General features: G+C 70.0%; 18 protein-coding genes. 7 read left to right on the forward strand and 11 right to left on the reverse strand.

All coding sequences use genetic code 11. The features are described 5' to 3' along the window. The first annotated feature begins 36 nt into the window (after positions 1-36). Positions 37-735 (forward strand): hypothetical protein, encoded by a 699-nt coding sequence (locus tag JIG36_RS41740; RefSeq protein WP_203382320.1) that lies wholly within the window; start codon positions 37-39, stop codon positions 733-735. Positions 736-766: 31 nt separating this feature from the next. Here JIG36_RS41740 and JIG36_RS41745 read toward each other — a convergent pair whose 3' ends face one another. Beyond that, positions 767-1702: a threonine ammonia-lyase gene (locus JIG36_RS41745; protein WP_203382322.1), complete on the reverse strand. Its 936-nt coding sequence runs from the start codon at positions 1700-1702 to the stop codon at positions 767-769. 199 nt (positions 1703-1901) lie between these two features. On the opposite strand from JIG36_RS41745, the gene JIG36_RS41750 reads away from it, so the two are divergent. Next, positions 1902-2099, forward strand: a complete 198-nt coding sequence (locus tag JIG36_RS41750) for a hypothetical protein (RefSeq protein WP_203382324.1) — start codon at positions 1902-1904, stop codon at positions 2097-2099. On the opposite strand, the gene JIG36_RS54465 is transcribed toward JIG36_RS41750, so the two are convergent. Then, complete coding sequence (locus JIG36_RS54465; RefSeq protein ID WP_307873129.1) at positions 2089-5850, reverse strand: nSTAND1 domain-containing NTPase; 3762 nt, start codon at positions 5848-5850, stop codon at positions 2089-2091. The two genes, JIG36_RS41750 and JIG36_RS54465, sit on opposite strands and share 11 nt — an antisense overlap. A 186-nt stretch (positions 5851-6036) precedes the next feature. On the opposite strand from JIG36_RS54465, the gene JIG36_RS41760 reads away from it, so the two are divergent. Genes JIG36_RS41760 through JIG36_RS41770 form a run of 3 tightly spaced genes read left to right on the forward strand, consistent with a single transcriptional unit; the run spans position 6037 to position 9097 of the window. Then, positions 6037-7107, forward strand: a complete 1071-nt coding sequence (locus JIG36_RS41760; protein ID WP_203382328.1) for a hypothetical protein — start codon at positions 6037-6039, stop codon at positions 7105-7107. A 54-nt stretch (positions 7108-7161) separates the two neighbouring features. Next, the gene (locus tag JIG36_RS41765) at positions 7162-7752 is read left to right on the forward strand and encodes a hypothetical protein (RefSeq protein WP_203382330.1); all 591 of its coding nucleotides are present in this window, start codon (positions 7162-7164) and stop codon (positions 7750-7752) included. 40 nt (positions 7753-7792) lie between these two features. After that, the gene (locus JIG36_RS41770; protein ID WP_203382332.1) at positions 7793-9097 is read left to right on the forward strand and encodes a poly(ethylene terephthalate) hydrolase family protein; all 1305 of its coding nucleotides are present in this window, start codon (positions 7793-7795) and stop codon (positions 9095-9097) included. Positions 9098-9126: 29 nt separating this feature from the next. Here JIG36_RS41770 and JIG36_RS41775 read toward each other — a convergent pair whose 3' ends face one another. After that, positions 9127-9432, reverse strand: a complete 306-nt coding sequence (locus tag JIG36_RS41775) for an ArsR/SmtB family transcription factor (RefSeq protein WP_307873130.1) — start codon at positions 9430-9432, stop codon at positions 9127-9129. An 80-nt stretch (positions 9433-9512) separates the two neighbouring features. On the opposite strand from JIG36_RS41775, the gene JIG36_RS41780 reads away from it, so the two are divergent. After that, entirely contained in the window at positions 9513-10529 is a 1017-nt protein-coding gene (locus JIG36_RS41780; protein WP_203382333.1) for an NADPH:quinone reductase, read from the forward strand. 27 nt (positions 10530-10556) lie between these two features. Here JIG36_RS41780 and JIG36_RS41785 read toward each other — a convergent pair whose 3' ends face one another. The 3 genes from JIG36_RS41785 to JIG36_RS41795 are packed head-to-tail and all read right to left on the reverse strand — an operon-like array spanning position 10557 to position 14493. Next, positions 10557-12080, reverse strand: coding sequence for a phytoene desaturase family protein (locus JIG36_RS41785; protein WP_203382335.1), 1524 nt, complete (start codon positions 12078-12080; stop codon positions 10557-10559). A 3-nt stretch (positions 12081-12083) separates the two neighbouring features. Further along, entirely contained in the window at positions 12084-12977 is an 894-nt protein-coding gene (locus tag JIG36_RS41790) for an alpha/beta hydrolase family protein (protein WP_203382337.1), read from the reverse strand. Positions 12978-12981: 4 nt separating this feature from the next. Continuing rightward, the gene (locus tag JIG36_RS41795) at positions 12982-14493 is read right to left on the reverse strand and encodes an aldehyde dehydrogenase family protein (protein WP_203382339.1); all 1512 of its coding nucleotides are present in this window, start codon (positions 14491-14493) and stop codon (positions 12982-12984) included. A gap of 178 nt (positions 14494-14671) precedes the next feature. Here JIG36_RS41795 and JIG36_RS41800 point away from each other — a divergent pair, with 178 nt between their 5' ends. Then, a complete protein-coding gene (locus JIG36_RS41800; RefSeq protein ID WP_203382341.1) occupies positions 14672-17215 on the forward strand; it encodes an ATP-binding protein in 2544 nt (847 codons plus the stop codon). Here the strand turns inward: JIG36_RS41800 and JIG36_RS41805 are convergent. The 5 genes from JIG36_RS41805 to JIG36_RS41825 all read right to left on the reverse strand — a co-directional run bounded on the left by JIG36_RS41805 (position 17175) and on the right by JIG36_RS41825 (position 21325). Further along, positions 17175-18419 carry a cytochrome P450 family protein gene (locus JIG36_RS41805; RefSeq protein WP_203382343.1) on the reverse strand — a complete coding sequence of 415 codons (1245 nt, stop codon included), beginning with the start codon at positions 18417-18419 and terminating at the stop codon, positions 17175-17177. The two genes, JIG36_RS41800 and JIG36_RS41805, sit on opposite strands and share 41 nt — an antisense overlap. Beyond that, positions 18400-18786, reverse strand: a complete 387-nt coding sequence (locus tag JIG36_RS41810; RefSeq protein ID WP_203382345.1) for a nuclear transport factor 2-like protein — start codon at positions 18784-18786, stop codon at positions 18400-18402. The genes JIG36_RS41805 and JIG36_RS41810 overlap by 20 nt, the downstream gene beginning before the upstream one ends. Positions 18787-18797: 11 nt before the next feature. After that, positions 18798-20027: a flavin-containing monooxygenase gene (locus JIG36_RS41815; protein WP_203382347.1), complete on the reverse strand. Its 1230-nt coding sequence runs from the start codon at positions 20025-20027 to the stop codon at positions 18798-18800. After that, positions 20027-20581 (reverse strand): OsmC family protein, encoded by a 555-nt coding sequence (locus JIG36_RS41820; RefSeq protein ID WP_203382349.1) that lies wholly within the window; start codon positions 20579-20581, stop codon positions 20027-20029. Before JIG36_RS41820 ends, JIG36_RS41815 begins: the two co-directional genes overlap by 1 nt. Positions 20582-20797: 216 nt before the next feature. Continuing rightward, on the reverse strand, positions 20798-21325 hold the full coding sequence (locus tag JIG36_RS41825) for a hypothetical protein (protein WP_203382351.1): 528 nt from the start codon (positions 21323-21325) through the stop codon (positions 20798-20800). Positions 21326-21336 lie beyond the last annotated feature (11 nt).

Genomic DNA, 21336 nt, shown 5'->3' on the forward strand with positions numbered 1-21336 from the left:
AGACATCCGAGTTCCCGGCGCGGATGCTCTCGGACCATGAATATGCCTGTCTTCTACGACCGGCCGGCGGCGTCAGGTAGCGGCTTGACCGTCGCACCCGCACTCGCCAGCTGGGACAAGGCCGAGTCAGCGGGCCAGATCCGTTTCGCGACTTTCCTCGGCGACGTCTCCTCGGTTGTCGCGACGCAAGCACGGACGACGGCCGATCCGCTGGCACTACGCCTGGATGTCGCGCTGAAGGACTATGTGCACCTGCTCGCGCTCAACGACCTCGACAACTACCTGTTCCCGCTCGTCCCGCAACTGACAAACCACATCGGACGCCCGTTCACCACGGTCTGGGCGACCAAGCGTCACGGGGCGACATCGTCGGTCGCGGTGGACGAGGCCCACGCAGTCGACGATCCCGGCGGAACCCATTCCTTCGACGTGCGGACCACGGCGTCGTCGGAAACCGTCGGCTACAAGCAACAGATCCGCGACCAGATCCCCGCCGGCGCGCCGCTACCCGAGGGCGGCATCACGCTTCAGCTCGCGTTCGTGGTGGGGCCGAACCGCAATTGGGCGAACCTCTGGAAACCCACGATCGACTCACTCGGCTCATTGCTGGGACACGACCCGGGCGCCCACGAGTGGAACCCCCGCGACGGACGCATAACCACCCTGGGACTGCACCGCACGATCGACCCGGCAGTCGGAAACGACGTCGTCATCGCCGTCCGAGCCCGGCCGTGATCCTCCTCGAGAACCAGACGCGCGCCGGCCATCAACTGATCGACGTATTGCTCCCACAGACGATCGTGACCACGTGCCGGCCGGCGAAACGGCCCGGATCCTCGAGAACGGCGGCGACGCCCAGAGCCGCCGACGGTTCGGCGACCAGGCCGGCGTCCTCCAGCAGCATCCGCATCCCGGCGACGATCGACTCCTCGCGGACCAGGACCGCGTCGTCGGCCACCTGGAGCAGGTCGTCCAGAACCTCCGGGATCGGGAACCGGCCGGCCACACCGTCGGCGATGGTGTCCATCGTGTCGGTGGTGACAACCCGGCGCGCGCGCCACGACAGCGTCATTGCCGGAGCACCGAGCGGCTGCACACAGATCACCTCCACCCCCGGAGCCAGAGTCTTCACGACGTGGCCGACGCCGGTGGCCATGGCGCCGCCGCCCAACGCGATCAGAACGGCGTCGCCGCCGGACACCGAGCCGGCCAGCTCGAGACCGATGGTCGCCGCCCCCTCGCACGTCTCGATGTCCAAGCTGTCCTCGACCAGCCGCACCTCGCGCTCCCGCGCCAACCGTGCGGCGGCCGCCCGAGCCACCTCGAAATCACCGTCGACCAGCTCCAGGTCGGCCCCGAAGGCCCGGATCCGCTCGAGCTTGACCGCCGGCGCCCCGCGCCTCGCCACCACCGTCACGTCCAGCCCACGCCGCCGGCCCGACCAGGCCAAGGCTTGCCCGAGGTTGCCGGCGCTGGCACACACCATCGCCGTGCCACCGTCGGCGGCCAGCCGACTGGCGACCAGTTCGGCGCCGCGGCCCTTGAAGCTACGAACCGGGTTCGCGGTCTCCAGCTTGACGCTTACGGCGCACCCGAGCTTGTCCCACAGGGCGTCACAGCGGTAAAGCGGCGAGTCCAGAAAAACCGGATCGATCACCGCGCGGGCCGCCCGGATCCGCCCCATGTCGAGTCGCGTCCCCATCAGCGTTCCCTCCCGCACGAGACTGGGAGGTTCTGACCTCCGCGTGGGGATGGGTGCACACATACAGGCTCGCGGCGCGCTTCGTTGTGGGATGCGTGCACGTTCAATCCGTTCAACGTGTTCGTCCGGGTTCCGGGTGAACACTTCAACGGCTGATGTGGGTTCAACACCTTCGACATCCGTTCCGGGAGGGACACACATGAAGCCAGCCGCCGTCCGGCGCATAAGCCTGACCTTTGTTCTCCTGTTTGCCGTGATCGTCGGGGCCGCTGCAGGGGCGCTCTCTGCGTTCGGCGGCAGTTCAGTGCCGGGCGCGATCATGACCGGCGCCTGCGGGTTCGCCGCGACAACGACGCTTTCGATCCTGGTTCTTAACTTCATCCTTCCTACGGTCTAGGAGCATTCCAGAAACAAAGTCCCGTGGTGGTGGCGGCGCAAAGTGCGCCATCGGGCAGAATGGCGATGCTGATGACCTGGTCCAGCAGGTCGAGAGTGTCGTATTCGCGGGCCTGCACATCCCAGACACGCAACGAGCAGTCGTCGCAGGCGAACGCGATGAGGTCGCGTCCTCCGCCGGTCGCGGCGGCCAGCGCCGTCACCACCCGCCGATGACCGGATATCCGAGCCAGCCGCCGGCCGTTCGAGTCGAAGACCTGAACCGCGTCGCTGCCCGCTGAAACAATCACGTCGCGGCGGAGAAGCCGGCCGATGGTCAGGCCGGTGACTTCGGCTCGGTGGGAGCTCTTCAAGATGCCCTGAGATTGACCGTTCAGGTCCCACCAGCGGACGACATTGTCGCTGGGGGCGGCAACGACGTTGCGATCTCCCAGACGGCCGAGAACAACTGTGGTTTCTCGGTGTCCGCCCAGATTGACCTCACCCACAACGGTTCCCGAGCGTAGATCTTTGACGGTGAAGGCCGAGTAATTCTGTATACCCACCAACGGCCCGTCGATGCCGAGCCCCACCACGGCGGGTCCGGCGCTCAGCCAGGAGGCTCTCACCGCCGGTGTCTGCCCGACAGAACGTCCGTCCGCGTCCCACATTCTCGTGCGGCCGAACCCGTCGGCGCCCACAATGACGGCGCCGCCGTCGGCTGAGGTCTGGTCGACTGCGATCGCGATGATGTCGCCGGTCACGTTGAACTGAGGTTCGGCCGAGGGCCGGCCCGCGTTGTCCCAGAACCGCACAGAGCCGGCCTCGGCGGTAACGACGACGTCCCGCTCACCGACCCGACCGGCGGCCATTGCCAGGACTCGGTTCTTCGGCCCGACCAGCGGTGTTCCGAGACTCCGGCCGACGTTCTCCCAGATTCGCACGGCGCGATCGGCCCCGGCTGAGACGACCACGTCGCGGCCGTCGAGGCGACCAACCGCAACCGCGGGAACCGCACGGCGATGAGCGGCCAGGGGTTGACCGATCGATCGCCCTGAATCGTCCCAGATCCGTACTGTGCCGTCGATGCCGGCAGACACGATGACGTCATTGTCCCCGTGGCGGCCGACGGCCGTCCCTAAAACTCTGTTGGTATGGCCGGTCAGCGGCCTGCAGCTGGGTCTCCTCGAACTCGCATTTCCCCAGATCCGCACGCTGCGGTCCGCGCCGGCGGTGACCACCACGTCGCGGCCATCGAGCTGTCCGATCGTCACGCTGAGGACCGCTCCCGAGTGCCCCGCCAGGGGTGTGCCGACAGGTTCGCCTCGGGAATTCCACAGCCGGACGGTGCCGTCCTTGCTGGCTGTGGCCACCACCTCGTGCTTACCGAGCCGCCCGATAGCCACCGAGGTCAACGAACCGCGATGGCCGGTGAGAGGCGGGCTTACGAGCGCCCCGGACCTGTCCCAGATGCGGGCGGTGTAGTCAGTGCTGGCAGTTACGACAACGTCGCGTCCACCGAGACCGCCGATCGCGATCGCCGTCAATTTCTCCATGTGCCCGGTCAACGGCTCCATGATCTGTTGACCGGTCGTGGTCCAGATCCGGGCGGCGTTGTCCGATCCAGCGGTGGCTATCACGTCACGGTCACCGAGCCGGCCCATGGCCAGTGCCGTGACGCCACCGTAGGCATGCCATGCGACGAACTCGCCAATCACTTGGCCGGTACTGTTCCAGATCCGAACCTGCCCCTCGGCCCGACTGACAGCGACGATGACATCGTTTCCGGCCAGGCGCCCGACCGCCAAGCCGACGACAGATCGGAGCCCGGTGGCGATCTGCTGGTGAAGCTGGCCCCGGTCGTGCGACCACCTGACCCGGCGACGTGCAGCGCCGATGGTCGCCAGCTGATTTCGCAAGTCTTCCAGACCTACAGAGGCAGCATCGACCGAGAACAGGCCCGCCCGCCGGTCGGCCGGGAGCACGCGAGCCCTGTGATGGCAGTTACGGAGCACCCCCACTATCGGTGCGACGTGCGCGTCTGGCTGAGCCGGCAACAGCGGCAGGAGACGATCAAGATCAGCGACCAGCAGATACTCGATGTCCAACAGAAGCCGTGTCAGCGTTCCGGCCGCTGCCGAGTGCTGACCAGCGTGGGAGCAGCAATACTCGTCGGCTCCGGACCACCCGGTGGGTGAACTCGGCAACAACGTCTCGAACAGGGCGCGGTTGTCGGAGCGCCGGTCCGGACGACGTCGGACGAGGTCGTCCACGAGCGCCTGATGGAACAAGCGGGTCACCGTCCCGGTGGCGTCATTGTTCGTCTGCAGGAGATAGTCCGCCGCCGGCGAGTTGCGCAGAGTGTCGATGTCGAGCTGGCTCACTTCGTAGCGCAACGCCCTGGTGAATGCGATCCACCGGCTGTCGTGGATGCCGTCGCCATGGGAGTACGCCAGAGCCGTCAGCATGGCAACGGTCAGCGCCTGCCGGCCTTCGGGAAGAATCTCGAGGTACTTGGTGATCGCCTCTCCGACGGTGGACGGCACGGTGTTCTCATCGAATCCAGGTGCGTCGGCATCCACCACATCGGCGCGTCCGGAGAGGTGCGTAGCCGCGAGGGCGGCGACCAGGTAATTCCGGTCGGCGCGCCGGGCGACGACGTCACTCAGGCGGCTCGCGCTGACCGGATCAGCCCGATACGAAACCCATGCGGCACCCGGTGGACCAGGATGACGCGCCCCCTCCTGGGCGAGGACAGCGGCCGCGAAGTCTCGGAGCCCACCGATCTCGAAGTACTCGTCGGTGTCCAGATCGACCAGGTGCCGGTCGTCTGGCCCGAGAACACCAAGGGCCGGCAGCAAGGCGCCCATCCCGTATCGGTCGCCCGAAGACAGCGGCCGGGTGGCGATCGCGACGCGCACGGTGGGAAGACGGGCCAGTTCCACCAGCAGCTGAGTGATGGCCCGGCGCTCCGCCAGGATCGATACCTCGTCGAGGGCGTCCACGGCGACCAGTAAGGACGGCGAATCCTCGTCCGTGTCGAGTGCGTCCAACAATGCATCGGCCGAGTCGGCGCCCGGCGCACCGGCAGCCGACGCCACTGCCGCAACCACATCGGCGGAGGTGGCGCCGCGGGCGTGTATTCCCACGCCCGCCCAACGACGGCGCTCCTCCAACTGCAAGCAGGCGCGAGCGAGCACAGCCGACTTCCCGGCTCCGGGCTGGCCCGTCACCACGATCGGCGTGCCGGGCGGGTCGGGTCTGGTGAGCCAGCTACAGACTGCTTCTACCGCGGCTGAACGGCCTCGAAAGAGGTCGCCACCTAACGCGCGACTGCGATATCCGTTCGCTCGTGCGGTGAAGTGTGCGCGTGCGTCCGACCCGCCGGCGCCGACCATGGGCCAAGGGCGGTCGACGGGCCGCGAACGTGCACGAGCTGTGGCCGCCCGGCGTTGCTCAGCCTTGGTCGGATAAAGCGCCCTGTGCTTCGCCAGCCAGGGCTCATGACTGACCTCAGGGATTCCACACCCGTACAGAAATCCGACCAGCGAGGCGCGAGTGGGTGCGGTGACCCCGGTAATGATGTTGTGCACTGTCGTCGGCGAGATCTCATGCCCGGCGCGCTTGCTGGCAAGCGCGATCACCCGCACCGGTTGCGTGCCGCCGTGAGACTCGGACAGCTGACCGAGCAGATCGACAAACTCCTCACGCGTGTGCACTGCGGGGAGCTGAGCTTCCGGGGGGTGCGCCGACCGCTCGACCTCAGAACCCACCCGAGGCCTCCCTTGACGCAGCGCCACCTGATCGCAACAGACCACGATAGCCGGGCCCAGCGGATTCGTAGCGGCGCCGGAGGCTTGCTGCTCAAAGGTGTCGCAGCGCGCCCCAGGCACGGGCTCGGTATGTCGGCCCAGTCGGAACACTGGCCGCCGGGCTTTTATGGTGCAGAGTAGAACCTTGTGAGCACGGGCGCTGGGCTGGTCTTTGTTGCCGTGGTGGCGGCTCGGTTCCTGCTACCCCTGGCCATTCCGTATTTTCCGCTACCGGCGGTCATCGGGTGTCTTGTCCTGGACGGGGTGGACCAGACGATCTTTCAGGCCTTCGGGTACGACCCGCCGGGATACCAGTCGTACGACAAGGCCATGGACGTCTACTACCTGTCCATCGCCTACCTGTCGACCCTTCGGAACTGGGCCAGTGAACCCGCCTTTCGGATTTCGCGGTTCCTGTTCTTCTACCGGCTCGTGGGCGCGCTGTTGTTCGAGCTGACCGGCGCCCGGTGGCTGCTTCTCGTGTTTCCCAATGTGTTCGAGTACTTCTTCATCGCGTACGAGACCGTCCGCTCCCGCTGGTCTCCGGTGACTCTGCTGGTCGGCTGGTGGATGAGCGTGGCCGGAGTCATCTGGGTCGTCATCAAGCTGCCGCAGGAGTGGTGGCTCCACGTGGCCCAGCTCGACGTCACCGATGAGCTGGCCGAACATCAGTGGGTGATCGGGCTGCTGGTGGCCGTCGCGGTGGGGCTGGTGGTGCTGTTCCGGCGGGCCGTGCGGCCCCGGCTGCGGCCACCCGACTGGGACTGGCAGATCCGGCCCGAACCGTTGCCGGAAGCGATTGACGAACCGCACGAGCAGAGCGCCTGGCGGATCAAGAACGACGCCGTGTGGTCGTGGAACACGTTCGAGAAGGCCGTGCTGCTCGGGCTGATCTGCAGCATCTTCGGGGAAATGCTCCCGGACTACACCGGCTCGACGAGCAACCTGTTCGTCGGTGTCGGCATCACCGTTGTGTTCAACGCCGCCATTTCGCTGGCGATCGCGCGGCGCAGCTGGACGATCCGCTCGACCGGGCTGGCCTTCCTCGGCCGGCTGCTGGTGAACATCGCGTTCGCGACAGCGGCCAACTGGATTCTCGACAACCAGCTCGACGGCTTCGACACGCTGTTCTTCCTCATCATGATTTCGCTGATCACGACGCTGCACGATCGGTGGCGGCCGGTTCACGAATACCGGCGAACGTATCGATCGGCTTGACTGGGAGGCTCGGCTTCCGGTAACTCTGAATAAACCTAACTATTCGGAGGAAACATGCGGAAGTCGTTGATCGCGGCGGCGCTGTCCCTTGTGGTCCTGGGCGCCCCGGCGCCTGCCTACGCCGGCCACTCGCGCGAGTGCGCGACCCCGTCGATCGACCGCTACCAGCAGTGGCTGGCCAGCGGCGAGGGAACGACCGTCCCGGCCACGGGCAGCATGCTGGTGCCGGTGCACCACGGCCAGAAGTACGCGGCCCGGATCGAGTTCGTGAACGCCGAGTGGCACGTGGCCGTGCTCTGGCTGGGCAACGAGTTCGAGGCCCAGGCCGACCTGTCGCGATCGGCCGGCTTCCGCATGACCTACAGCGCCACCGACGACCTCTGGGTGCAGCTGCGCCCGGCCTCGCACTGGAGCGGCGGCGCCCAGTGGGCCACGAAGATCCCGTCGACCCACGGCCGTACGGTGACCCGGTTCTTCAGCCTGCGCCCCCAGGCCTGGGCCGCCGTGCCCGAGCTGGGCGAGCCGGCCCACACGTTCGCGTCGGCGGTCAGCGAGGCCCGCGGGCTGGTCTTCGTCGGCAAGACCGCCAACAAGATCGAGTTCCGGGGGCTGCGCGTCGACCGTTACACGCCGCCGTGTCTGTGAGCTGACAGGAACCTCATAACCGCGCGGTTGGATCTTCCGCATGAGATCGATCAACATGCGCGTAGCGATCCTCGCTGCCGCCGCGGTCCTGCTGTCCGGAGCCGCTCCGGCTGCGGCGGCGGGGACGGCGAAACAGGCCGGAGCCGGCTCGGTTGAAGCGGCTACGAAAGCAAAACCGGCCGACCCCACCGCGTACGGGCGGCACGCCGTCGCCACCGCGGACTACAGCCTCGGCGACAGCGCTTTCGCCATCCCGGGCTTCCACACGTTCGGCACCGATCAGGTGGCCCCGCTCGAACTGGCCGGCCGCGTCCATTACCCGCGCGACCTGACCAAGGGCCGCTATCCGCTGGTGATGTTCGCGCACGGCCTGTTCTCGACGTGCGCCGACCGGGCCGCGTCGGCCGAGTTCGACGCCGCGACCGGTGTGCTCTACGGACCGGACGCGCCGGAGGACGAGGCCGAGGTGGCCCGGCTCGAGGCGATCATCGAGCGGACCGGCGCCCTGCTCAACCAGTGGCCGTGCGCGCCCGGGACGCCCGGCATCCCGAGCCTGCGCGGCTACGACTACGTGGCCCGGCAACTGGCGAGCCACGGCTTCGTCGTGGTGTCGATCGGGGTCAACGGCGTCAACATCGGCGACATGGGCCAGGACCAGGACGACGCCCGGGCCAAGGTCGCCAACAAGCACCTGAAGATGTGGCGCGACCTGGTCACCTCGGGCCGGGGCGCGCTGGCCGGCCGTCTCCCGGCGGCGTTCCGCGGCCACGTCGACCTGCAGCGGGTCGGCCTGGTCGGCCACTCGCGCGGCGGCCGGGGCGTGATGACCCAGGCCGCCGACGTGAACGCGTCGAGCATCCCTGAGGGCGTACGGCTGGGTGCCGTTCTGGGCCTGGAAGCGGTCGGCTATTTCCGCGCCGACGACGACCCCCAGTGGGAGACGCCGTACCTGGTCACCCGTATCCCGTCGGCCTCGATCGTCGGCACCTGCGGCTACGGCTCGACCGACTACTTCGACCACCTGCGCGGCCGCAACCAGGCGCCGGCTCACCTGTGGACGATCCACGGCGCCAACCACAACTTCTTCAACACCCAGTGGTCGCCGGAGAGCGGCCAGGTGCAGGCCGTGGACGACGCGTTGCCGCTGCCCGAGCCCGGAAAGTGCGGCCCCGAGGGCGCCCTCGACCGCAAGCTGAGCGAGGCCCAGCAGCGCCGGGTCGGCGCGGCTTACATCTCCGCGTTCTTCCGCCGCTACCTAGGCGGCGAGAAGAGCCTGGACCCGATGCTGACCGGCCGCACCCACCCGATGGCCGGCATCACCGCGGTGGACGTCCGGTCCAGCTGAGCCAGCGGCCGGCCGGACGGAAAGCCGGCTCAGCGCAGCATCGCCAGCAACCCGGGGAAGCGGCCCTCCACCTCGTCGTAGCGGAGCGTCACGAGACGACGGACCCCGTCGACCCGGGTGCGGATCAGACCGGCGTCACGCAGCACCTTGATGTGGTGCGACAGCGTCGACTTGCCGATGGTGACGCCGGTCTCCCGCAGCACGTCGCTTCCACACGTCCAGTCACCGGCGGCGTCGAGGGCCCGCACGAACGTGAGCCGCACCGGATCGGCCAGCGCGCTGAGCACGGCATCGATCGTCACGGTCTCGATGGCGGGTTCGGTCACCACGGTCACAGGAGGAAGCCTAGCGCGATCTTGCGGTTAGTTCGATCAGCGTCGTACTGTTCGATCCAGATCGAACAAGGGAGCGACGCATGCAGGCAATCGTCTATCGCGACAACGGCGGCCCCGAGGTACTTCACCTCGTCGAGCGTGACCTCCCCGAGCCCGGTCCCGGGGAGGTCCGCGTCCGGATCGCCGTCTCCGGCATCAACCCGACCGATTGGCAGGCCCGCTCCGGCGTCGCCCACCGCAAGCTGTTCCCCGAGGTCACACCCCATCTCGACGGCGCCGGCGTGGTCGACACCGTGGGTGAGGGGGTCGACCCGAGCCGGATCGGCCAGCGGGTCTGGGTGTTCATGGCGGCCGCCGGGCGACCCACCGGCACCGCCGCCGAGTTCGCCGTCGTGCCTGCCGGGCAGGCCGTGCCGTTGCCCGACGGCGCCGGGTTCGACGTCGGCGCCTCGCTCGGCGTGCCCGCCCTCACCGCCCACCGGGCCCTGACCGTGGCCGGGAACGGTCCGAGCCGCCTGCACCCGGGCGCTCTGAACGGCAAGGTCGTGCTCGCCGCGGGCGGGGCCGGGGCGGTCGGCCACGCGGTGATCCAGCTCGCCCGCTGGGCCGGCGCCGCCGTGATCAGCACGGTCAGCGGCCCCGAGAAGGCGAAGCTCGCCACCGCGGCCGGCGCCCATCAGGTCGTCAACTACCGCGAGGGCGACCCGGCCGCCGCGATGCCGGACGGTGTCGACCTCATCGCCGAGGTCGCGCTCGGGGCCAACCTCGCTCTCGACCTGGCCGTCCTGCGCACGGGCGGGACCATCGCCACGTACGCGAACGAGGGTGGCCGGAAGGTCGAGCTGAACGTCGGGCAGAACATGGTGCTCAACTCGCACCTGCACTTCATAGTGCTCTACACAGCCGGACCGCAGGCCCGCGCCCACGCCGTCGAGGACGTCAGCGCCGCCCTTCGCGACGGCGCGCTACCGGTCGGCGAGGAGCACGGCCTGCCGCTGACGCGTTTCCCGCTCCACCGGACCGCCGACGCGCACCGGGCGGTGGAGTCCGGCACGGTCGGCAAGATCCTGGTAGACGTCAGCGAGCCCAGGCGGTGAAGCGCCGACGAAACAAAGCGGTGGACGTCAGCGAGACCCCATGACCAGGGCCGGGTCGAGGTCCAGCGCCGCCAGGACGGCCCGGGCGGCGTTGCGGCCCGGCCGTCCGCTGACGCTGCCGCCGGGGTGGCTGGTCGAGCCGGTCAGAAACAGGCCGTCGACCCCGGTCGCGTACGAGGGCCAACCGACCAGCCACTCGCCGTCCGGCATCTGGAACTCGCCGCCGTGGCACGAGCCGCCCAGATTGTGGGTGTTGTGCGCGGCCACATCGCGGGGGGACTCGGCCCGCAGCGCCAGGATGTCGTCCGGCTCCAGGCCGCCGACCCGTTCGCGCACCCGCTGCACGATCTCGCCGGCGAACGCCTCCTTGGCCACCGACCAGTCCTGCCCGTCGGCCCGGTCCCAGGGCGCGACCGTGAGGATCTTGAACGTGCCGGCACCGTCGGGGGCCCGGGTCGGGTCGACCACCGTCTGATTGACCACCAGCAACCACGGGTCGGTGGCGTCGGTCTCGCCGCGGTAGAACGCGTCGAGCTGCCGCGCCACCCCTTCGGTGCTGCCCAGCCCGGCCGCCGCGGCCTGGGTGGAGAGGTCGGAACGCAGCGCGGCGTGCACGGCGAACACGCTCAACCCGGGCTGCCACGCGTCGCGGGCCGCGATCAGGTCGGCCGGCGGGTCCTCGAGCATCTCCGGCAGCCGGGCCAGGTGGCTGCTGGTGACCACCGCGCGGCGAGCGGCTACCCGGCGCCCGTCCGTGGTGTGCACGGCAACCGCCCGACCGGCGCGAGTTTCCACCGACGACACCGCAGCATCACAGGCGACCGTCCCGCCACGGGCCGAAAGGAGCCGGATCAGCGCGGCCGGCAGCGCACCCGACCCACCCACCGGCGTCGACCAGCCGAAACGCAACCGCCCAGCGGTGATCGACGACGGCAGCACCCCGGTGCCGGGCCGACGCGGATCCTGGATGGTCGCCAGCGAGAGCCACAACATCAGGTCCCGTACGGCGGAATGCTCGAACCGCTCGTGGATCACGTCCCAGGCCGAGCGCGCCCGCAACTCCCGGTACGCGTCGGCGGCCGCGCCCGTCCCCAGGTCGAAACCGGACGACCAGCGCCCGTGCACCGCGGCCAGCCCGCCGTTCCACTCCTCGACCAGCTTGCGGAACGCCGACGCGTCGGACGCCGACCACCGTCCGATCTCCTCGGCCGTGGCGTCGAGATCGCGGTACACCGTCATCGTCGTGCCGTCGGCCCGGGGCAGCACCACGGCCGGATCGGTGTGCACGTATTCCAGGCCCCACCGCGACAGCAGCCCCAGCTCGTCGTCGGCCAGCAGCGGGTTCGACTGGATCAGCACGTGGGCCGACGAGCACGAGTCGTGCGCGAACCCGGGCAGCGTCAGCTCCTCGGTGATCGTGTTGCCGCCTGGTCGCGGCCCGGCCTCGAGCACCAGCACCTCGAGACCCGCCTCGGCCAGGTATCCGGCGCACACCAGTCCGTTGTGGCCGGCGCCGATGATGACGACGTCCACCTCCTGCGGAATCGTCATCGTTCAGCCCCCGATGCCCCGGTGCCGGTCGAAGAAGTCGACGATGGCCGCGAGGGCTTCCTTCTGTACGTCATCGGGTTCACCCTCCGGATAGATGTAGCCGTGCACGTCATGACTCCACGAACGCCACTCGGCGTCGGCCCGTCGCGCGGCCAGGAGTTCGTACGTGAGCCGGAAGATGCCCTGCAACTCGTCCTGCTCACGCCCCAGCACCAGCACCGGGATGTCGACGCCGGCCAGGCGACGCGAGACCTCGTACGGGTCGGTCATCGCCCGCCTCGCCCGGCTCACGCTGCGCATCTCCAGGGTCTCGATGTCCCGCAGCCCGTCGGCCACGGTCACCTTCTCGTCGCTGTGCAGGTCGAGCGTCAGCAGCTCGTGCGAGGCGGGTTCGGCCGCCACCCCGGCGCGCAGCAGACCCCCGTACTGGGAAAGCAGTTTGAACAGCATCTCGCCGGCATGACTGACGCCGAGGTGGAAGAGCCGGCCGCCGTCGATCGCGGGCAACCCGGCGACGTGACGCAGCACGGCCACCTCGTCCTCATACTCCAGCGGCGCGCGGCTCATCAGTTCCATTCCCTGCCGTACGTCCGTACGCAGCACCCCGCCGTTCTGATAGCCGAGCTCGACCTCCGTGCGGTAGCGGCTCCACGCGCAGGCATACCCGGCCTCCAGCAGCACGTCGGTGACGTGACGGAAACGGTGCACGCGGTCGCGCAGCCACTGCATCCCGCCGCCGCCGTTGCCATAGGCGACGAAGACGAACGGGTGCGGGCCGTCCCCGGCGGGCATGCGCAACGCGTACGGCGTGTAGAGCCCGTCCAAGGTCTCGGCCAGGTAGTAGTCGGCGAGCTCGTCGCTGCTCACCGGATCGGTCGCCCAGTTCCATGCGCTCATGTCGTCAGTCCTTCGGCGGCCAGGTCGGGATCACACCGCGGCCCGAGGGGAACCGGATGTTCTTGGACCGGACGAACTCGTGCAGCGTCTCGATCGCGTTCTCGCGGCCGAACCCGCTGCCCTTCTGCCCACCGAACGGGGAGCCGAGGAACGCCCGGCGCATGTAGTTGTTGACGAACACCATGCCCACCTCGAGCCGCTGGGCGATGCGCCAGGCGCGGGCCTCGTCGGTGGTGCAGATCGCGGTGGTCAGCCCGTATGCGGTGTCGTTGACGATCTCGACGGCCGCGTCCTCGTCGGTGAACCGCATGACGCACGCGATCGGCCCGAAGATCTCCTCCTGGGCCAGGGTCATCGACGGCGTGACGTCGGCCAGCACGGTCGGCGGAACCCAGTAGCCGTCCTTGAGCCGTTCGTCGCTCGGCAGCGCACCCTGCGTGACCAGCGTGGCGCCCTCTTCCAAACCGATTTTGAGGTACGTCATCACCTTGTCCCGCTGGCCGGCATCGACCATGGCGCCGATGTCGGTGGCGGGGTCGAGCCCGTCGCCGACGACCAGCCGTTCGGTGGCCCGGGCGAACCGTTCCAGGAACTCGTCGTGAACCGAGTCGTGGACCAGGATGCGGGCGGTCGACGTGCAGGCCTCGCCCTGGTTGTAGAACATGCCCTCCAGCGCGACGTCGATCGCCACGTCGAGGTCGGCGTCGTGCAGCACCATCAGCGCGTTCTTGCCGCCCAGTTCCATGGTCGCGAACGTCAGGTTCTCGGCGGCGCTGCGCAGCACCCGCTGCCCGGTGACGGTGGCGCCGGTGAAGGTGATCCGCTCGACCCGCGGGTGGGCCGAGAGGGCCGGACCGGCGGCGATGCCCGGCACCGCGTTGAGCACGCCCGGCGGCAGAACTTCGTTGGCCAGCTCGACCAGGCGCAGCACGGTCAGCGGGGCCTGCTCCCCCGGCTTGATGATCACGGTGTTGCCGGCGGCCAGGGCGGGCGCGGACTTCTTGCTGAAGTGGATCGGCGGCCAGTTGAACGGCAGGATCGCGGCCACCACCCCGTACGGCTCATAGATCACCCGGGCCTCGATCGGCCCCTGGTCGAGGATCTCGCCGTGCAGGGTGTCGGCCAGGCCCGCGTAGTAGTCGAACGCGGCGTGGCTGTAGGAGATGTCGAAGCGCAACGCGTCCCGGCGGGGCTTGCCCACTTCGCGAGCCTCCAGGTCGGCCAGCTCGTCGACGTGCTCACGGATCTTCGCGGCGACCAGGCGCAGATAGCGGCCACGCTCGCGCGGCGGCAGCTCACGCCACGCCCGGCCGGCCTGCCGGGAGTCGGCCACGGCGCGGTCGACCAGCACGGCCGGAGTGTTCAGAACGCGGGCCAGCGGCCGGCCGGTCGCCGGTTCGAAGACGGTGAAGGTCTCGCCGCCGTCGGCCGGAACCCATTGACCGCCGATGAAGGCGCTCCACAGCTCGCGGCCGGACGACTCGGAGGGGGACGGCGAAGGAAGGGTCACGGTCACAGGAAGCTCCTTCCGAACCGAGCCGCAATCGATTGCGACCCGATGTCCAGGCAGGTTACGCACGCAACTTCACCGAAATCAAGAGCCAGTAACAAACGATTGCGACCGTCGGCCCAGGCTGGAGGACCGTCCGAATTCCGGATGCTCCCCGGCCCGGGTGCCGCCGTACACTCCGGGGATGCGGCTGCTCGAGCGAGCGCAGCCCCTCGAGGTTCTCTGCCGCCACGCCCGCGGTGCGGCCGAGGGCCGAGGGGCGGTGGTGCTCGTCGCGGGCGAGGCCGGGGTCGGCAAGACCGTCTTGTTGCGCGCGTTCGCCGCGGAGGCGGCGGCGCCCGTTCTCTGGGGTCTGTGCGACGCTCTCAGCACTCCGCGTCCGCTGGGTCCGCTCCGCGATGTCGCGGACGAGCTGGGCGTCGGCGTGGCCCGGGCCCTGCGGGAAGCGACGGCGCAGCATGAGATCTTCTCCGCGGTTCTGGCCGAGCTGCGGGGTGGTCCCCGGGCGCTCGTCGTCGAGGATCTGCACTGGGGCGACGAGGCCACATTGGATCTCGTACGGTTCCTCGGGCGCCGGATCAGCACGCTGCCGCTGCTGCTCGTGCTGTCCTATCGGGAACCGCTGGGCGCGACCGATCCGCTGCGGTCCGTGCTGGGCGACCTGGGCTCGGGGCCCGACACCGAGCGGCTTCAGCTGGCGCCCTTGAGCCGCAAGGCGGTCGCGGAGCTGATCGGCGGCCGGCGCCTCGACCCGGCCCACGTGCACGCGCGGACCGCGGGAAATCCGTTCTACGTCAGTCAGATTCTGGCCCAGCCCGACTCGCCGTTGCCCGGCAGCGTGCGCGACGCCGTCATCGCCCGTACGGCTGGGCTCTCCCCGCCCGACCGCCGTGCGCTCGAACTGTTGTCGTGCGCTCCGGACGGGGTCAGCGGCGAACTGCTCGCGGTGCTCTTCATGCCGCACGCCACGGTGGAGGCGCTCGGGGCCACCGGGCTGCTCGACCGCCACGGGCAGGGCGTCACGTTCCGGCACGAGATCGCCCGGCTGGCGGTCCTGGAGGGAATCCCCCCGGGAGCGGAGCCGGCTCTGCACGCGACCCTGATCGATGCGCTCGAGACGATCGGCGCCGACGCCAGCGTGCTGGCCCACCACGCGTCCGCCGCCGCCGACGTGCCCCGCGTCATCCGGTACGCACGGACCGCGGCCGAGGAGGCGGCCCGGTCCGGAGCCCATCGGGAGGCCGTCGCCTTCTACCGGCATGTGCTGCGTCATCGGGGCGACGACGCGGACCTGCTCGAAGCCCTCGCCGAGGAGCTCTACCTCACCGACCGGCTCGGCGACGCGATCGGCGCCCGGACCCGGGCTCTGGAACTGCGCCGGGAGTCCGGCGACGTCGCGGGGGTCGGCGCCGGCCACTGCGCGCTCTCGCGGTTCGAGCGCTATGCGGCGAACCGGCCGGAGGCGGAACGGCACGACGAGGCGGCGATCGCGCTCCTCCGCGACGCCGACGAACCCCGGACCATGGGGTACGCGCTGGTCAATCGCTCCTATCTGGCCGCGAGCTACGGCTACCAGGCGATGGGCCTGCGGGCCGCCCAGGACGCGCTCCGGATCGCGGACCGGCTGGACGACGCCGCGCTGAGGTCGGCCGCGATGGTCGGCGACGCCCTGGCCCGGCTCCCGGCCGGCGATCCGGCGGCGCGGTCCGACCTGCTGGCGGCCCGCGACCAGGGCATCCGGCTCCGGGTGGACGACCTGGTGACCGTGCCGATGAGCAACCTCGCCAACGCCGATGTCGAGCACGGCCGGTTCGCGCAGGCCGACGCCGTGCTGGCCGACGCGCTGCGCCTGAGTGAGGAACGCGGTGTCCTGATCTGTCACATGTGGCAACAGGGCATCCGGGCCCGCTTGCGGCTGCTCCAGGGCCGCTGGGCCGAGGCGGAACAGGATGCCCTCGCCGTGCTGGCGGCGGGACACCTCCCGCTGGGCCGGCTGTGGGCGCATTTTGTGCTCGGGTTGCTCGCCGCACGCCGCGAAGCACCCGCGGACAACCCGCACCTCGACGAACTGTGGCAGATCGGGACGAACATCGGGGTGGCCGGCAAGCTGACTCCGGCCGTCGCGGCGCTGGCCGAACAGGCCTGGATCACCCGCCGGCCCGATCCCCGCCTCGGCGACCCGTCGGCGCGAGCCGTTCGCGACACCCCCGGTGTCAGCGGGGATCAGCAACGCCAGTGGTTGTGGCGGCTCGCCGTCGAGGGCATCCAGGACGTCGGCGGCACCGGGCCGGAGCGGTCCCGCGCCGATCACCTGCCGTACGAGCAGGCGATGACGCAGTGGGACAACGGGTCCGTCCCGCAGTTGCTCGCCGCGTTGCCCGGTCTGGACGGGCTGGACGCCCGGGCCGTGGCCACCCGCGTACGGGGCCGGTTGCGCGAGCTCGGGGTGCCGAGCTCGCCCCGCGGTCCGGCGCAGACCACGCGGACCAACCCGGCCGGGCTCACCGACCGCCAACTCGACGTGCTGGGTCTGCTCGTCGAGGGGATGAGCAACGCCGACGTGGCCGCCCGCCTGGTGATCTCGCCCAAGACGGCGGACCATCACGTGTCGGCGATCCTGGCCAAACTGCAGGTCCGTTCGCGGGGCGAGGCGGTCGCGGCGGCCCGGCGGCTGGGACTGGACGTCGTCAAGCCGCCCGCGGCCCGAGCAGCACCGGAAGCTCCGTAAGACCGCGCAGCACCAGGCCGTCGCCGTGATTCCAGTGCAGGTCGGCGGGGTCCACGGCCAGGCGCATGGCCGGGAAACTCCGGTGCAACGCCCCGAGCGCGATACGCCCCTCGAGACGCGCCAGCGGTGCGCCGAGGCAGTGGTGGATGCCGTGACCGAAGGCGAGGTGACCGGCGTCGGAGCGGTCGGGGTCGAACGACTCGGCATCCCGGAAGCGGGCCGGGTCGCGGTTCGCCGCCGCCAGAGAGACGATCACTTGCGCGTACGCCGGGATGACCGCCCCGCCGAGGCGCACCTCCTCCGTCGTGTAGCGGAACGTGGAGTGCGGGACGGGTGCGTCCCAGCGCAGGCACTCCTCAACGAGGCGCGGGACCAGGCTCGGATCGGCGACCAGGGCGTCGCGCTGCACGGGGTGCCGGAGCAGCGCAACCGTTCCGTTGCCGATGAGGCTGGTGGTCGTGTCGTGCCCGGCCACCACCAGCTGGAAGATCGTCGACGCCATCTCCTGCTCGGTCAGCGCCCCGTCGCGATCGGCGGCGACGACGAGGTCGGTGACCAGGTCCACGCCCGGCGCCCGGCGTTTCAGCTCGATCAGCTCGCCCAGGTAGGCGATGAGCTGCCGGGACGCTGCCACCGCGGTGTTGTGCCCGGCCGGGCCCGGGTGCGGGTCCAGCAAGGCCCGGAACCACCCGCCGAGATCGGCCCGATCCCCCTCCGGGATACCGAGAAGTTCGCTGATGACGGTGAACGGCAACGGGAAGGCGTAGCCCGCGACGAGATCGACCGGGCGGGCGGTGCCACCTCTTCTCTCCAGGGCGTCGAGGAGACGGTCGGAGATCGCCCGGACCCGGGCTTCCAGGCCGTCGATCCGGCCCTTGCTGAAGGCCGGCATCGCCAGCCGGCGCAGCCGGGTGTGGTCGGGCGGATCGACCGCGAGCATGTGCCGGGCGAGCGCCGGCCCCGGCAGCCCCTCCGCGACGACCTCGCCGCTGTGGGCCAGCGCGGCGTGCATGTCCTTGGACAGCCGCGGATCGCTCAGTGCGGCCCGGGCCTCCTCATAACCGGCGACCAGCCAGGCGCGGTGGCCGTCGGCCAGCGTGACCTCGTGCACCGGCCCGGCCGACCGCACCTGGGCGAACAGCGGGAACGGGTCGTCCCGGTCGAAGTCGCCCCAGGCGTCCAGTTCAGACAGCGACGTGGTCATCGTGGTTCACCTCTCGGAAGCCGGAACACAGCAGGTTGATGACGGCGAGCCGCTCGTCGACGAGCTTGCACACCGAGGTCTGGGTGCAGAGCCACGCGGTGGCGCCCTGGCTCACCGCGAGCCGGTAGTGGATCAGCAGCAGGTCCGCGACGTCCTCGCCGGCCGACTCGAGCACGTCGACGGTGTCGAAATCGGCGAAGAACGACACGAGGCGCGCCGCGACGCCTTCCCGGCCGTGCGTCTGGATGGCACCGCCGGGGAGCAGGGCGCGCAGCCTGACCGTTTCGGTCAGCGCCGAGGCGAGCCCGGGCGGGTCGCGACGGGCGATCGCGTCGGCGATCCCCTTGGCGACGGGGTGGGGTCTCATCTGTTCCTCCTTCACGCCGCGAGGACCAGCCGGCGGGTCAGCCGCTCGGTCAGCTCTCGCGCGTCGGCTCCGGCGCCGTCGATCAGCGTCGACCGGCGCGTCCGTTGAAACGGCATACCGAGCACGTAGAGGCCGGGTGCCGCGGTGACGCCGCCGTCGTGCACCACCCGCCCGCGACGGTCGAACACGTCGACGTCCAGCCAGGACAGGTCCGGCCGGAACCCGGTGGCCCAGACGATCGACCTGATCCCGTCTCCGCCGAACGGCGCGGACAGAACCGGCGCGGGCACAAGCGTCGGTGGCGGCCGGTCCGGGCGGCCGGCCTCGACGCTCGCGCGAGCGGCCCATCCGTCGATGCGGTCCAGCAGGCGGCCCAGCTTGAGATCGGCCAGGGCGCACACGTTGGCCAGCGACCCCGCGAACTGCGCACACCCATCCCGTACGCCGGCGAACCGCCCCACCAGCCGTACGCCCAAGTGGTTCAACGCGTTGAGATCGAGCGGGTCCCCGGCCGATCCCACCAGTTGCATCGAGGGCAGATTCCGCGCCCTTTCGGGGTCCGGCTGGTCCTCGAATCGGTCGTCGAGGACACCGGCGGCGTCCATCCACCAGAGAATGTCCCGCCCCCGGTAGCGCCGGGGCACCCGTACGTGCTCGCCCACCGCCAGCGTCACCGGCCGCCCGGAACGCCGCAGCTCGGCGGCGATCTGCACGCCGCTCGCCGAGGCCCCGACGACCAGCACACCGCCGGGCGGCAAATCGGACGGGACGCGATAGTCGGCCGCGGTCCTGCTCACCACCCCGGCGGGCACCTGGGCGGCCAGCCCGGCCGGCACGGAGGCGAGGGCCGCGGCCCCGGTGGCGACGACCACGGACGACGTACGCCATGGGCCCTGATCGGTGTCGACGAGGTAGCCGGTCGCCTGTCGGCGGACCGAGGTCACGCTGGTGCCGGTCAGCACCGGCGCCGCCTCCCCGTAGCCGGAGATCAGCCGGGCCAGCTGAGGTGCGCTGAGATAGCCGTCCGGGTCGGGTCCCGTGTAGGCGAACCCCGGCAGCCGGGTCATCCAGTTGGGCGTGAGCAGCCGGAGCGAGGCCCGGCGGCTCCGCCACGAGTTCGCCACCACCCCCCGCTCGAGGACCACGTGGTCCACCGAGCGGTCAGCGAGGTGGCGACTCATGGCGAGCCCGCTCTGCCCGGCGCCGACGATCACCGTCGTCGTACGCTGGCCGGACGGCATCAGACGACGGAGACGGTCACGGCGGTCGGGTTGGTCAGGATGTCGAAGACGGCCGACCGCTTCTGCGACTGCGCCACGATGGCTTCGATCTCCTGCCGGTCGGCCTCGGCGTCGATGCGATATTCGACCCGGACCCCGCTGAATCCGTTACGGACGTCCGGGTCGGCGCCGAGGATGCCGTGCAGATCCATCTCCGCGGACACGGTCGCGTGCACCGAGCGAAGCTGGATCCCCCGCTGCTGCGCCACCGCGGCGATCCCCGCCGTGAGGCATCCGCCCAGGGCCACCAGCACGTACTCGACCGGCGTGATCCCCTTGTCCTGCGCGGCGAACTGCAGCGGGTGGTCGATGTCGAACGAGAAATCCGTGCTGTGCCGCTGCTCCTCCGCAAACCCGAAGAAGGTCTCGACGCCGGCCCGGCTGTGCGTCCCCTTGATCCACGAAACCGTGGACCGCCATTGAAACTGCGCGATCTGCGGCGCGTCGGCAAACGCCGTACGGGCCCCCAGCAAGGCCTCGACGTTCACTCCATTGTCGACGACTGACGTAGTCATGGTCGTTGTGTTCCGTTCTCTCCAGCAACATTGACAGGAGAACGGTAGGAACGAGCCCACACCTCACGCGTCGGTCGATTCACCTATCTATAGGCGGGCCCGTCCCACCCACCCCTCGGTGAATCCACCCACGCCGACCCGGGCCGGGCGCGCGCGACAAGCCGGTCATCAGCGTCAACGCAGTCTCGGCGGTGCCGATCGCCGACACTTCGGAGATCACTCTTCCAGTCGTACGGCCTCGGCAGCTTTTCGGCGAAGCAGGGCGGTGGAGAGGACGACGGTACCCACGCCGAAGCCACCCGCTATGGCGACAAGGTTCCGCGAATCCCGTGTCCGCAGGCTCTGGAACTCGGACTCGCTGATGACCGTCGTCTCGCCGTGGTTGTTGACGACGTACGTGCCGTCGCGCTTCTCCGGCACGCCCTCCGAGGCGACGGAGGAGAGAACGGCGACCAGCCAGAAGCCGGTGAACAGCAGAAAGCTGCCGGCGAGCAGCCACCCCGGCAGCGTTTCCCGCAACAGAACCCACAACGCCCGGGCCCGGTCGACACGACGGCCGCTCTCCGAGCCAGGCAGATTCCGGCCCGTCACCACGACGGCGACAAAGCCCGGCAGTATCGGCAGCAGTGCCGTCACCACGATGACGGGCATGGGCCACGACAGCCCCCCGGGAAGTGCAAGCGCCACCAACAGCCCCGCACACCACAGAACCCCAGCCAGTGCCAGCCCCCGCATCCACACCATGGCTGCAAGCT

It is taken from the genome of Paractinoplanes ovalisporus, from assembly GCF_016834655.1.
Taxonomy (GTDB): Bacteria; Actinomycetota; Actinomycetes; order Mycobacteriales; family Micromonosporaceae; genus Actinoplanes; species Actinoplanes ovalisporus.